The sequence below is a fragment of the Pseudarthrobacter xylosi genome, assembly GCF_055412765.1.
This window is the reverse complement of the sequence record NZ_JBVAYT010000003.1, coordinates 133,793-147,565: the sequence shown is the minus strand read 5'-3', so window position 1 is coordinate 147,565 and position 13,773 is coordinate 133,793. Positions and strand designations below refer to the sequence as shown.

Annotated in this window: 12 protein-coding genes; 2 read left to right on the top strand and 10 right to left on the bottom strand. The window is 65.2% G+C overall.

The window, feature by feature from the left end:
• Window positions 1-11: 11 nt before the first annotated feature.
• From ACZY1F_RS08230 to polA, 3 genes are all read right to left on the bottom strand, one after another.
• Entirely contained in the window at window positions 12-1,301 is a 1,290-nt protein-coding gene (locus tag ACZY1F_RS08230) for a GNAT family N-acetyltransferase (protein ID WP_463941560.1), read from the bottom strand.
• Between the two features lie 76 nt (window positions 1,302-1,377).
• Window positions 1,378-1,989, bottom strand: a complete 612-nt coding sequence (locus ACZY1F_RS08225; protein WP_463941270.1) for a GyrI-like domain-containing protein — start codon at window positions 1,987-1,989, stop codon at window positions 1,378-1,380.
• Between the two features lie 36 nt (window positions 1,990-2,025).
• Window positions 2,026-4,668, bottom strand: a complete 2,643-nt coding sequence (polA, locus tag ACZY1F_RS08220) for a DNA polymerase I (protein ID WP_463941559.1) — start codon at window positions 4,666-4,668, stop codon at window positions 2,026-2,028.
• A 193-nt stretch (window positions 4,669-4,861) separates the two neighbouring features.
• Between polA and ACZY1F_RS08215 the strand changes: the two genes are divergently transcribed.
• A complete protein-coding gene (locus ACZY1F_RS08215; protein ID WP_463941269.1) occupies window positions 4,862-5,335 on the top strand; it encodes a hotdog fold thioesterase in 474 nt (157 codons plus the stop codon).
• A 19-nt stretch (window positions 5,336-5,354) separates the two neighbouring features.
• Here ACZY1F_RS08215 and ACZY1F_RS08210 read toward each other — a convergent pair whose 3' ends face one another.
• The 7 genes from ACZY1F_RS08210 to ACZY1F_RS08180 form a co-directional block, all read right to left on the bottom strand.
• Window positions 5,355-5,912 (bottom strand): dihydrofolate reductase family protein, encoded by a 558-nt coding sequence (locus ACZY1F_RS08210; protein ID WP_463941268.1) that lies wholly within the window; start codon window positions 5,910-5,912, stop codon window positions 5,355-5,357.
• A gap of 39 nt (window positions 5,913-5,951) precedes the next feature.
• The gene (locus tag ACZY1F_RS08205) at window positions 5,952-6,173 is read right to left on the bottom strand and encodes a hypothetical protein (RefSeq protein WP_463941267.1); all 222 of its coding nucleotides are present in this window, start codon (window positions 6,171-6,173) and stop codon (window positions 5,952-5,954) included.
• Window positions 6,170-7,474 (bottom strand): inorganic phosphate transporter, encoded by a 1,305-nt coding sequence (locus ACZY1F_RS08200; protein ID WP_463941266.1) that lies wholly within the window; start codon window positions 7,472-7,474, stop codon window positions 6,170-6,172. The genes ACZY1F_RS08205 and ACZY1F_RS08200 overlap by 4 nt, the downstream gene beginning before the upstream one ends.
• A gap of 151 nt (window positions 7,475-7,625) precedes the next feature.
• Window positions 7,626-8,135, bottom strand: a complete 510-nt coding sequence (locus ACZY1F_RS08195; RefSeq protein ID WP_463941265.1) for an HAD domain-containing protein — start codon at window positions 8,133-8,135, stop codon at window positions 7,626-7,628.
• 243 nt (window positions 8,136-8,378) lie between these two features.
• Complete coding sequence (locus ACZY1F_RS08190; protein ID WP_463941264.1) at window positions 8,379-8,810, bottom strand: VOC family protein; 432 nt, start codon at window positions 8,808-8,810, stop codon at window positions 8,379-8,381.
• A 133-nt stretch (window positions 8,811-8,943) separates the two neighbouring features.
• Complete coding sequence (locus tag ACZY1F_RS08185; RefSeq protein ID WP_463941263.1) at window positions 8,944-9,663, bottom strand: response regulator; 720 nt, start codon at window positions 9,661-9,663, stop codon at window positions 8,944-8,946.
• Entirely contained in the window at window positions 9,660-11,612 is a 1,953-nt protein-coding gene (locus ACZY1F_RS08180; RefSeq protein WP_463941262.1) for a DUF4118 domain-containing protein, read from the bottom strand. The genes ACZY1F_RS08185 and ACZY1F_RS08180 overlap by 4 nt, the downstream gene beginning before the upstream one ends.
• Before the next feature lie 178 nt (window positions 11,613-11,790).
• Between ACZY1F_RS08180 and ACZY1F_RS08175 the strand changes: the two genes are divergently transcribed.
• A complete protein-coding gene (locus ACZY1F_RS08175) occupies window positions 11,791-13,764 on the top strand; it encodes an APC family permease (protein ID WP_463941261.1) in 1,974 nt (657 codons plus the stop codon).
• The last annotated feature ends 9 nt before the right edge of the window (window positions 13,765-13,773 follow it).

Below are 13,773 nucleotides of genomic sequence, written 5' to 3'. Positions count from 1 at the left end.
GGCAGGGGCCCCTAGAAATGGGTCAGGCAGTGGGTGGCCCGCTCAACCGCGAACATCCCCCGTGCCCGGAGCGACGCGCCCTGCTTGTGTTCACGGATCCGCCCAGCCGAAGTCAGCGTAACCGGACAGACTGCGCCCAGATAAATAGATGACAGCGCGGCGACATCCAGCGTCAGGTCCGGATCTTCCGAAGCGTCCAACTGGACGACGGCGCCATGGCCGCCGCTGACCTCCATGGCAAACGTCCCAGCCGTCAGGCCAAGCGCGTCCTGCACCTCGAACACAAGCCTGCCGTCCACCAGGTAATGCCGGGCTTCCAATGCCTGGGCCACGTCCAGGATGCGGAGCCAGAGCATGTCACGGCTGTCTGAGGAGTCGATACAGCGCGGATCAGCCAGCGCCCAGGTGAGCGGGTCATCCAGCGGTGCTTCCTCCCACGTGACGCGTTCCACCAGGTCGATGGCGGCCAGGAACTGCCAGAGTTCCAGGTAGGCCTCGTTCGTGGCGGCCACAAGGTCCACCACCTGCATCGTGTAGGGCTCGGTGTCCCAGCCGAGGAACTTGTAGGAGACGTAGCCGTCCACGGCCCCGTCGGGGCCGTAATGCAGGGCCACCTTGACGGCGGGGTCTTCTTTGCCCTCACGTCCCAAGGATCCTGAAGCCAGTTGGCGGTACCAGTCCTGGCGGCCGATCGATCCCGGGGTCAAACGGTGCACTCGGTCGAAGACTTCCGGCGCCAGGTCCAGCAGCACGCGCGGGTCCGCGATGTCCACGGTGCCAACGGCCTGGTGGTTGAGCTGGAAGCGGGACGTAGTGTCAACCTTTACCGTGCGTTCGAAGCTGGCAACACCGTAGCCGAACCGTCCATAGATGGAGCCCTCCGACGCTGTCAATGCGGCCATTGCAAGGCCATCCTGCTTTGACATGGCCAGGTCCTCTGACATCATCCGGCGTAGCAGGCCGCGACGACGGTGCGAGGTCCGGACCGTCACTGCGGTGACCAGCTGGGTTTCCAGCAGCCTGCCGAAGCCGATGTTGAGATTTTTGCGCAGCGTGCCGAAGGTTGCCACCGGCACCTCCGCGGGGAGCGAGCCCGTTGCGACTTCCCGCGTCTGGTAGGCGCCGGTGAAGATCCGCCGGTCAGCCGCGTAGGTCTCCAAGGATTTCGCAACATGTTCCGGCGTCCGCGTGGATTCGTGGAAGCCAAAGGACACCGCCTTCACCCACGATTCGGCGTTGGGATATCCCGCCTCGCCTTTGGATACCGCTGCGAAGCGCCGGATTTCATAGTCATCACTCAGTTCAGCCACACCGCCGAGCCTAACCAATGAATCCGGCGCCTGGCCAGCAGCAACACGCGCGCCGGCAGGAAATGGCTCAGAGCCGCCGCACGGGTTGGCGGAGGATGGTTTTGAGCTTTTCCGGTGCCACACGGCGGGCGTCGCTGAGGTAGACCTCATGGTGCAGGCCGGCAAATCCAAAGCCGTTGGCCGGCATGTATTCATGGTGCAGGCGGGCCAGAGTGGGAGCTTCGTCGTCGTGGCTGCCGAGGTGCAGGATCTGCACCGAGAGGCCTTCGTCGAGGGTCTCAAGACGGAGCTGGTCCAGCCCGGGAACGTTCTTCGCCGCCGCCTTCGCGACACCGTCCTGCACCTCGGCGGCACCGATCCAGCCCGGCTGCTGGATCATCATGGTCCACTTCCAGCTGTCCTTCTCGCCGCGGGTGAAGGCGTCTGGATCATCCGCAGTCCAGAGGCCCTCCAACGGCCCGACGACGTAGTCCCGGCCCGCATGCTTGCTGGCGAACTTGACGGCGTAGGACACCGAGAACAGTGCTTCGAGGGCGGCGGCATAGGCGGGGGCAGTCCCCGGATTTCCGTGCCCGTCCAGCATCAGGTAGTTCAAAGGAGGGACGGTGACCACTTCGAAATCGCGGGCGCGGGGCGCGTACAGCTCCTTGAACTGTTTCTTGACGTCATATTTGTCCATCGCGCCCCGCCCCGTTCGCTCCCAGCAATCCCGTTCCTAGTGGCCGGCGTCGTACCAGCTGGGGCCGACGCCGATCTGCACATCCAGCGGGACGCTGAGGTCCGCTGCAGCACCCATCTGCTCGGTAACGAGCTTCTCCACTGCAACACGTTCGCCGGCGGCGACTTCAAGCACGAGTTCGTCGTGGACCTGCAGGAGCATGCGCGACTTCAGGCCCTGGGCCGCCAGTTCAGCATGCACACCCAGCATGGCGCGCTTGATGATGTCCGCGGCCGATCCCTGGATGGGTGAGTTCAGGGCGATGCGCTCCGCGTTTTCGCGCAGCTGCCGGTCCGTGCTGGTGAGGTCCGGCAGGTAGCGGCGACGCCCTTCAATGGTGGCTGTGTAGCCGTCCACCCGGGCCTGATCCACCACACCGCGAAGGTAGTCGCGGACGGCGCCGAACCGGTCGAAGTAGTCCTTCATCAGGGTGCGGGCCTCGTCGACGGAAATTTCCAGCTGCTTGGACAGGCCGAACGAAGTCAGGCCATAGGCGAGTCCGTAGGACATGGCCTTGACCTTGGAGCGCATGGCGCTGGTGACTTCCTCGGTGGGCACGTGGAAGATGTTCGAGCCCACGAACCGGTGAAGGTCTTCGCCGTCCTGGTAAGCCTGGATCAGGCCAGCATCCCCCGAAAGGTGCGCCATGATCCGCATTTCGATCTGCGAGTAGTCCGCAGACAGCAGGCATTCGTAGCCTTCACTGACCACAAAGATGCCGCGGACGCGACGGCCTTCCTCGCTGCGGATGGGGATGTTCTGCAGGTTCGGGTTGTTGGACGAAATACGGCCCGTCGCTGCCACGTTCTGCGCGTAGGTGGTGTGGATCCGGCCGTCTTCGGTCACGGACTTCTTAAGCGACTCCAGCATCTGGCGCAGCTTCGAGGACTCCCGGTGCGCCATCAGCTGGACCAGGAATTCATGCCCGGTCTTTTCGAGGAGGTTCTTCAACGACGCGGCATCCGTGGTGTAGCCGGACTTGATCTTCTTGGTTTTCGGCAGCTCAAGTTCGTCAAAGAGTACGGTCTGCAGCTGCTTCGGCGATCCGAGATTAACCTCATGGCCGATCGCGGCGAAGGCGAGTTCCTGCGCGTTGTCGATCACCTTGGCCAGATCAGCGATCTGCTCGTCCATGCGCGGCAGGTCGATGGCGATGCCCGCGGTTTCCATGTCGGCCAGCACCCGGCTGACGGGCAGCTCGAGGGTGGTCAGCAGGTCCCCGGCCTTGCGTTCTGTGAGTTCTGATTCGAAGTGCCGGCTCAGGGCGTGGACCACAGCCGCCACCTGGACCAGGGCACCGGCAGCGGCGGCGTCGTCGCCGTCGAACGCCAGCTCCAGCTGGCCCGCCTTGGAGGTCTCCGACGGGACACTGACGTTGAGGTGGTGCTGGGCCAGCTCCGCGAGTTCATAGGTGCGGCGGTCCGGCTGGATGAGGTACCCGGAGATGGACGTGTCGTCCACGACGCCCTCCAGGCCCAGGCCTCGGCTGGAGAGGGCTTTCAGGGCAGCCTTGTAACCGTGCATGACCTTCGGGGAGTTTTCATCACGCAGCCAGTCCGCGAGGACATTTTCGGCGGCGGCATCCTGGGTGGCGAGGTCGACATATACGGCGGCGTCGTCACGGACGATGGCCAGCGCGGCGGCGTCCTCGCCGATCCGTCCGGGCACCAGGTCAACGGCGACTGCCGACGTCTTGCCAGCGCCAGCCGCCAGGAAGGCGCCCAGCTCGGTTGCCCCGGCGGGAATCACGAAGTCCGGCGTGGCGACGCTCTCGCGTTCCGCGGATTCCACTTCCTCGCTGCCGTACAGGGCGAAGAGCCGGGTGCGGATGGTCTTGAATTCGAGCTCGTCAAACAGCGTCTCCAGGGCGGCCTCGTCCGGGCGCGGTTCCGCGAGGTCGTCCAGGGTGAGCGGGAGTTCGAGGTCCGTGTGGAGCCTGTTCAGCCGTCGGTTGCGCTTGACGTCCTCGACGTTGGCGCGGAGGGATTCCCCCACTTTTCCACCGATGGCATCCAGGTGCTCGAGGACCCCCTCGAGACCCCCGTAGAGGTTGATCCACTTTGCCGCCGTCTTGGGGCCGACGCCGGGTACGCCCGGGAGGTTGTCCGCCGTCTCCCCCACCAACGCGGCGAGATCCGAATACTGAGCAGGAGTCACAAAATACTTCTCCTGTATGGCGGCCGCGTCCATCCGGGGGATGTCGCTGACGCCCTTCCGCGGGTACAACACAAATACGTTGTCCGTAATCAGCTGGAAGGCGTCACGGTCGCCCGAGACGAGTAATACCTCGAAGCCTGCCTTTTCCCCCATGGCGGCGAGGGTTGCCAGGATGTCATCAGCCTCGTAGCCGGGCAGCTTGATGGTCTTGATACCCCAGGCGCCCATGACCTTGTCGATGAGGTCGATCTGGCCGCTCATCTCACGGGGCGTTTCATTGCGTCCGCCCTTGTACTCGCTGTACTCCGCCTTGCGATGCGTGGTGTCATCCGAGACGTCGAAGGCGACACAAATGTGCGTGGGCTTCTGGTCTTTGATCAGGTTGATGAGCATGGAGGTGAAGCCGTGGATGGCGTTGGTGTGCTGTCCGTTGGCGGTGGAGAATTTGTCCGCCGGCAAGGCGAAGAAGGCGCGGAACGCCATCGAGTGGCCGTCAAGCACCAGAAGCCGAGGCTGGCCGGTGATGGGAACCACCGGGGTATCCGTGGCGGAAACCTGGCCTCCGACCGGCAGGACGTCGATGTCCTGCAGGGCAGCATCAGTGTCAAGCACTGCGGTCTCGGAAGGGAAGGGGGCCGGTTTGGTAGTTTCACTCACAGGTGCCAGCCTAGTTCCCATGATGGACAATTTCACGCCCGGCCCCTTCACTGAGGAATTGGTCACAGCCGGCGTCCCGGCGGACCTCCACGACTGGCTCGGCCACATGGGTATCGGCGCCCTGGTGGTGAAGATGGGGATCCACTTCCTGGAGATGAGCCCGGAACGAACGGTGGCCACCATGCCGGTGGAAGGAAACACCCAGGTGGCGGGCATCCTGCACGGCGGCGCCCATGTGGTGCTGGCCGAAACGCTGGGCTCCTTCGCCGCCGGGATGCACGCCGGCGCCGGCAGGCACGCCCTGGGCATCGAAGTCAGCGCCACGCACCACCGTGCGATCGGTGCGGGCACCGTGACAGGTACCTGCACCGCGATCCACCTGGGCCGGACACTGACAACCCACGAAATCGTGATGACCGACGAAAAAGGCCGCCGCCTCTCCACGGCACGCATCACCAACATGCTGCGGGACAACGAGCCCGCGGAGGCCTGACAGCCTCCGGCGGCGTTCTCTAGCCGGCCGGATCCGGGGCTGTGAGGGTGTAGCGCAACTCCACGATCCCCCGGCCCAAGGTGCGGGACGCCGTCAACTCCAGTGGCGTCGTCGGGCCTTCCAGCGGGAGCAGCCGCTTCCCCTCGCCCAGGACAACAGGGATGACCGAGAGGATGAGTTCGTCCAGCAGTCCGGCATCGGCGAATTGCGCAGCGAGGTTTCCGCCGCCCACCACCCAGACGTTCGTCTCACCTGCGTGGTCCTTGAAGTCCTGGATAAACTCCTGCACGGGTCCGCGGATGAAGGTGATGTCACTGCCGGCCGGCGCAACGTGCTCGTGCCGGGTAAACACATAACAGGGCGTGGAAGGGTACGGCCAGTTACCGGGCTCGTGCTCCATCAGCCAGGCGTACGTCTCGCCGCCCATCACGATGCAGCCGACGCCGGCCATGAAGGATTCGTAGCTTTCCTTGCCACCCTCGAAGCCGTCGAACTCAAGAAGCCAGGCGAGGTCATCCTTGGTGGTGGCAATGAAACCGTCGATGGAAGCCGCGACAAAATACTGGATCCTGGACATGGAACCAGAGTAGCGCTGCGGTGGCGCCGGGCTGAAGGGCTACTTGCTGAAGTACGGAATGATCAGGTAGAGCCCGAACATCACAGCTAAACCACAGAGGCCAAAGCAGGCGTAGGCGAAGTAGCGTTTGGCGCGGGGTGAGGCCTGCTGGGCGTCGCCGGCGATGGCCGTCAGCCGCACGCCCAGCGAATACAGGACCACAACCGTTACCGCGGACACCAGGGTGGTGCCGGCCACAGTCAAAAGTTCTAACCACTTCATAGCTGAGCGTCCTTCTGCTGGTTCGCCTGGGCGGCATCGTTCTGCTGGTTCGCCGGGGCGGTGGCGTCCATCTGCTGGTTCGCCTGGGCGGTGGCGTCCTTCTGCTGGTTCGCCCTGGCGCGGGCCCGGGCGAGGGCCTTCTTCTTCGCGAAGCGGACGGTCTGGCCCGCTTCTTCGACCTCCACGGCATTGTGGTGGCCCACCGACGACTTGCGGGAGTAGACGAACATAAACAGCACCGCGGCGGTGCCGGCGACGGCGGCAATCGCCACACCCACCACGCCCGTCTTCACGAGCAACGCGGTCAGCGCGCCCACAATGCCGGCAGCGGGAAGCGTGAACAGCCAGCCCAAGGCGATTTTCCCCACCATGTTCCAGCGCACCGTGGTGCCTTTGCGGCCCATGCCGGACCCGATCACGGAGCCGGACGCCACCTGCGTGGTGGAGAGAGCGAAACCCAGGTGGGAGGAAGCCAGGATGGCTGAGGCGGTGCTGGTCTCGGCTGCGAAGCCCTGGGCGGGCTTGACCTCGGTGAGCCCGGAGCCCATGGTCCGGATGATGCGCCAGCCACCAGCGTAGGTGCCAACAGCGATGGCGACGGCGCACGCGGTGATGACCCAGAACTGTGGGCCTGAGCCCGGCGCCTGGGTACCGGCGGAAATCAGGACCAGGGTGATGATGCCCATGGTCTTCTGGGCGTCATTGGTTCCGTGGGCCAGCGCCACAAGGCTGGAGGTGAAGATCTGGCCGGTGCGGAATCCGCCGCGCTTCTGCGTCAGCTTGCTGCCCGTGTCAGGATCGTGCCGGGATGTCAGGGCATACGCGAGCCGGGTGCAGAGGTACGCCACAAGGCCGGCAATGAGCGGGGCAAAGATCGCGGGCAGGATGACCTTCTGGAGCAGGGTTTCCAGGTTCACGGAATTAAATCCGATGCCGGCGATAGCCGCGCCGATCAGCCCCCCAAAGAGGGCGTGGGACGAGCTGGAGGGCAGGCCTTTGAGCCAGGTGATCATGTTCCAGAGGATGGCACCCATCAGGCCGGCGAAAATGATGTCCGGGGTGATCTGGACACCGTCGGTGCCTTCCCGGATGATGCCGCCGGAGACTGTTTTGGCCACTTCCGTTGAGAGGAAGGCACCGACCAGGTTCAGGATTGCGGCGAGCGTTACAGCGGTCTTCGGTTTGATGGCGCCGGTGGCGATGGGCGTAGCCATCGCATTGGCGGTGTCGTGGAAGCCGTTAGTGAAGTCGAAAAAAAGTGCCAGTCCGATGACCAGCGCCACCATGAAGGTGATATCCACCTGTTGCCCAATCTGCAGAGACGACGTTCAGCAGTTCCTTTACCCCCGCCTGCCCTGCAGCATAATTCACCTGCAGTTCACGTGAAATGACCTGTGGCGTTAACAGAACCGGCTTGAAACCTTATCGATCGTACGCGTCCTAAGCATGAGGTCAAAACAGCGGGTTCGCGACGAAGGTGCTGACGGCGTTCAGTTCGGCCGGCGAGATTCCCCGGCGCGGATCGGGCGAGACTGTAAGGATACGCGGGCCCAGGAATGCTGCCCAGGCCAGTGCTTCCTGTTCATACCGGAGCTGGTCGTCAATCCACACGATGCCGTCCGGGGTGTTGGCCGCCAGGTCCTCCTGGAGCGCGGCAAGCTTCCACCAGGTCTCCCCCGTTCCGCCACCCTCCGCTGTCAGGCAGGGCCAGTGGCCGCCGTCCAGTCCGATGGCAGGGCATAAGTATTCCGCGGCCATGTCCTTCCAGCTGGTGAGCCACACAAACCGGATCCCGTGTACCAGGGACAGTTCGTTGAGCCCGTCAACCAGTTGGCGCGCATATGCCACTTGAAGCATGCCGGCGTTCGCGAGTCGCCAGCCGGAACCCCACGGCGTGTTGTCCGTTGCACCGAACGGGCACACCACGCCGTCGACGTCCAGGTAGAGGGTGACGTTCCGCAAAGCCGCTCTCCGTCACTCCGGCAGACCCGGACCGGCCATGAAGTGGATAAGGGGCTGCACGCATTAATCGTTACATTGCCGGCAGCCCCTCCTCAAGGACTCTTGGCCATCAAACCGGCTGGAGCGGGTCCTCAGACAGCAAGCGTCTCCGACCGGGCAGCGTCGCCGCGTTCCTGCGAGACATCCCTGGACGAAGCGCCTGCAGCCCCCCGTTTCTTGCAGGTATAGGTAGAAGCGCAGCAGCTAGATCGCGGGAGCCGACTGCGGGTTGTTGACGTTGACCAGCCAGGCAGTACCGAACCGGTCGGTGCACATGCCGAAGATGTCCCCCCAGGGCGCCGGTTCGAGCGGAACGGTGACAGTGCCGCCGTCGGCGGACAGCTGGTCCCAGTAGCCGCGCAGTTCAGCTTCGTCGTCGCCGCTGAGCGAAACCGAAATGGAGCTGCCGGTTGCGAGGTCCATGCCGTTGGGCGTGTCAGCCCCCATCAGGACCAGTCCGTTGCTGGCCGTCAGCATGCCGTGCATGATCTTGTCGGCTTCCGCCGGATCTTCGCTGGCGTGGAACTCGCCGAAAGTGCTGAGGGCCAGGTCACCGCCGAACACGGACTGATAGAAGGTCATCGCCTCCCGGGCATTCTCGCGGAAGCCAAGGTAGGGGTTGAGCGTCGTTGGCATGGCCGGTTCTCCTTGTGGTGCGGAAGTGAAAAGGATTCGGAACAGTCAACATCCTGCCGCACTTCCAGCCGTGTTCATAGGGTTAATGGGGTTTCGACAGGCTCAACCACCGGTGGTTGCGGCTGTTCCGGGTTCAGGGCAAAAACCGGTACCCCACGCCGGGCTCGGTCAGCAGGTGGCGGGGCTTCCCGGGGTCGGCCTCCAGTTTCCGCCGCAACTGGGCCATGTACACGCGCAGGTAGTTGGCCTCAGTCTCGTAGGCCGGTCCCCAGACGTCCAGGAGGAGCTGCTGCTGGGTCACCAACCGCGAAGGGTTCCGGACCAGCAGTTCCAGGATGTTCCATTCGGTCGGCGTCAGCCGGACAACGTTCCCCTCTCTCGTGACCTGCCGCTGGGCCAGGTCCACGGTGAAGGAGGATACGGCCACTGTGGGCACCGACGCAGGTTCCGGAACGCGGCGGAGGAGCGCACGCAGGCGGGCCAACAGCTCGTCCAGTCCGAAAGGCTTGGTGATGTAATCGTCCGCACCGGCGTCCAGGGCGTCGACTTTGTCCGCTGAGCCGTGGCGTGCGGACAGCACCAGCACCGGCAGGGTGCTCCACCGACGGAGTTCCCGCAGGACTTCGGCCCCGTCAAGGTCCGGCAGTCCAAGGTCCAGGATCATCACGTCCGGCGGACGGTGGGATGCGGCACGCAGGGCGGCGCCGCCGTCGGACGCTGTGTCCACGGCGTAGCCGTGGGCCTGGAGTGTGATCCGGAGCGCCTTCAGCAGGTGGGGATCGTCGTCGACCACTAGGACACTGGCGCGGTGGCCGGCCTGTGTGACGGAAGAAGCCGCCTGGTCCGTGTTCAACTGGCCTCCTGCCGAGGCTGGCCGGCCGCGTGGCGCGCGCCCGGTGAGCCCGTGGAAAGGGCCAGCCTGATCACCATGGTCAGTCCTCCGCCGGGCGTCTCCTGTGCGGTCAACGCGCCGCCCATCGCCTTGGCGAAGCCGTCAGCAACGGCCAGGCCCAGTCCCACGCCCGTGGCCTGGGGCCGGTCGTGGAGCCGCTGGAACGGCTGGAACATGTCCAGCACCTGCCCAGCGGGCACACCGGCGCCGTGATCGATGATCCGCAGTTCGCCTGACGGATAGCCGTCCAGGGTGGCGGCGCCCATGCCATCGGAAGCGCCAGTGATGGTGATCCCCGAACCCGGCGCGTATTTGACGGCGTTTTCCAAAATGTTCGCGATAACGCGCTCGAGCAGCACCGGATCAGCTTCGACTGTGGGCATGTTGGCCGGGAGCTCCACCCTGACCGTTCCGTCCGGGAGCCCGCGGAGGGCCGGAGCCACAACCTCGCTCCAACGTACGGGTCCGAGCAGCGGCCGGACGGAATCGGCGGTGATCCTTGACATGTCCAGTAGGTTTCCCACCAGCTGGTCCAGCCGGTCCGTGCATTCGTCAATGGTTTCCAGCAGCTCCCTTTCTTCCGCCGGCGTATAGGTCACCGTTCGCTGCAGCAGGCCACCGGCGGCGAGCTTGATTCCGGCCAGAGGAGTCCGCAGGTCATGGGACACAGCCCGCAGGATCGCCGTGCGCATAGTGTTCCCCTCGGCCAGCCGCAGCACCTCGCGCCGGCTGACGGCCAGCTGGCGACGTTCCAGCTGGGCTTTCACGTGGACCGCAAACGCACCCAGGAGCCTGCTCTCCGCCGCGGGCACCTCCCGGCCGAACAGCACCAGCCGGGTGTCGTCGTCGACCGGTTCTGCAGTGCTGCCCGGCACGCCGGTTTCGCCATGCTCCCACCCTGTGGTTTCCCCCGCGCTGGCAACCAGCCGCCAGACCCTGCCGTCCGCGCCGCGGACTTCGGAGGCTCCCGACGCCGGGCCGGAACCTTCCGCCATGCCCTCCCGGCGGCTGAACACACCGGCACCGGTGGCCCCAAAAGCGTCCAAGGCCTCCGCCAGTATCCCCTCCAGGGTGTCCTCCGAACGGGAGGCACCCAACGCAAGGTCGCCCAGCGTCGTCGCCTCTGCCCGGGCGCGGGCGGCCTCCTTGGACCGGCGGGCAGACCGGTCCACCACGCCGGCGACAGCCACGGAGACCCCGGCAAATACGCCCAGGGAAAGGAAATCCTGCGGATCACCGATGGCCAGATCCCCCAGGGGCGGCGTGGAAAAGTAGTTCACCAGCACGCTGCTCCACAACGCGCCGACGACCGCAGGCCACAACCCGCCCACCAGCGCCACTGCAACGGCGCCCGCGAGCTGGATCAGGACGGCGGTGGCAACGCTGTGGTCGAAGGCTGTGAGCAGGATCTGCAGCAGTACCGGCAGGGATGCTGCGAGCGCAAAGCCAAGACCAACCCTGGTCCGGCCCAGGTCAGGCCGCGAGCGCGGTGCGTTCTGTTGAGATGGGACGCGGGGAACCACCTGGACATCGACGTCCCCCGCACCACGGACCACCCGGGCTTCCACGGTGCCGCCGGCGAGCAAACCTGCCAGCGCACCGGCCAGCGGCCCGCGGCGGGACTGCCCCACGACAATATGGGTGGCGCCGGACTTGCGGGCGTAGTCCAGAACGGCCGTGGCCGGGTCCACCGCGGAGACCGTGTGGTACGTTCCGCCTAAGTCGGTGACGAGCCGCCGTTGTGCGTCCAGGACCTGGGGCGACTCGCCCGCGGCACCGCCCGTGGTGCGGACGTGGACGGCCACCAGCTCGCCGCCGTCGCTCCTTTCGAGAATCCTGGCGGCACGGCGGATGAGCTGTTCTGCGTCGTCGCTGCCGTTGAGGCCAATGACTATCCGTACCCATGCCATGCCGCCATTCTCCCACCAGTATCCGGCCAATTTTCGCCGGCCGCGTGGCAGCGCTGTGCTGGCTGTCCTAGGGGCGTTAAGGATGCGTCAAGATCCGCCGGAATCCGGCTTCGAGGCGTGCAGCACGGACTAGATTCGGGTGTGCCCGCGGTGCAGTGCCGCAGACTGAAAGGCTTCTATGACCACCATGAGCAGGCCCCCCGCCGATCCGTCGGCCCTCCGGCCCACGCGGAAGACGGCCCTCGGCAGTTGGCTGATGTTCGGGCTGGAGGACGCCAAGGGCACCCATCAGGGTCCGGGCGGTCTCGCGGACAAGGAGAAGAAGCACCACTGGTGGCAGGTGATGTGCCTGACCGGCGTGGACTACTTCTCCACGCTCGGATACCAGCCGGCCATCGCGGCGCTCGCTGCCGGCGCCATCTCTCCCCTGGCCACCCTTGTGCTTGTGGCGGTTACCCTGTTTGGCGCGCTCCCGGTCTACCGCCGGGTTGCCGGCGAAAGCCACCGCGGCGAAGGTTCCATTGCCATGCTGGAGCGGCTGCTCCCCAAGTGGCGGGGCAAACTCCTGGTGCTCGTGCTGCTCGGGTTCGCGGCGACGGACTTCATGATCACCATGACGCTGTCCGCCGCGGATGCCACGGCACACCTGATCGAGAATCCGTTTGCCCCGGATGTCCTGCATGGCCAGGAGGTGGCCGTGACGCTGGTGCTGCTTGCTTTGCTCGCTGCGGTCTTCCTGCGCGGGTTCAAGGAGGCCATCGGCGTCGCCGTTGTACTGGTGGTCCTGTACCTGGGGCTCAACGTGGTGGTCATTGCCAGATCTCTGGTGGAGGCAGCGGCCCATCCGGTGGCCGTCGGTGACTGGTGGCAGACCCTGAACACGTCGCATGGGAATCCGCTGATGGCGGTTGCCATCGCCCTTCTGGTCTTCCCCAAGCTGGCGCTGGGGCTGTCCGGCTTTGAAACGGGAGTTGCGGTGATGCCTCAGATCCGTGGCGGCGCGGGCGATACCGAGGAGAACCCCGCCGGGCGGATCCAGGGGACCCGCCGGATGCTGACCACTGCGGCCGTGATCATGAGTTCCTTCCTGGTCAGCAGCAGCTTCACCACGGTGGTCCTGATCCCCGAGCATGAATTCCGGCCGGGCGGGGAGGCGAACGGGCGGGCACTGGCGTTCCTGGCGCACGAATACCTTGGGCCGGGTTTCGGAACGGTGTATGACCTGAGCACCATCGCCATCCTGTGGTTCGCCGGCGCGTCCGCGATGGCCGGTTTGCTGAACCTTGTCCCCCGCTACCTGCCGCGCTACGGCATGGCCCCTGCGTGGGCGAAAGCAGTGCGCCCCCTCGTGCTCGTCTTCACGCTGATCGGATTCCTGATCACCTGGCTGTTTAAGGCCGACGTCGATGCCCAGGGCGGTGCGTACGCCACCGGCGTCCTGGTGCTGATGACCTCCGCGGCCGTTGCCGTGACGCTCTCTGCCCGGCGGCTTAACCAGCGCAAGCGGACCATCGGCTTTGGCATCATCACGGTGCTCTTTGTCTACACAACGGTGGCCAATATCTTTGAACGTCCCGAAGGAATCCGGATTGCCGGCTTCTTCATCCTGGGGATCGTCAGCATCTCGCTGCTCTCCAGGGTGCTTCGGTCCTTCGAACTGCACGCCACGCACGTCCGGCTGGACACCCAGGCCCTGGAGTTCATGGCGGAGAATCTGTCCGGTCCAATCGGGATCATCGCCCATGAACCGCTGCGCCAGTCAGCGGACGCCTACCGGCAGAAACTGGCGTCCGCCACCGAAGCAAGCCACTTCCCCGCCGACTACCAGACACTGTTCCTGGAAGTCATCGTGGATGATTCCTCCGACTTCGAGACGGCCCTGGAAGTCCGGGGCGTGGTGCGGCATGGGTTTGCCGTCCTGGAGGTGCACGGACCGGGCGTCCCCAACACCATCGCCTCGGTGCTCCTGCACATCCGTGATGTGACCGGGCTGATGCCGCACGTCTACTTCCGCTGGACCGAGGGAAATCCCGCAGTGAACCTCCTGCGCTTCCTGGTGCTGGGCGAAGGCGAAATCGCTCCCGTGACACGCGAGATTCTGCGCGAAGCCGAACCGGACATCACCAAGCGGCCGTGGGTGCACGTGGGCTGACCGTTGACG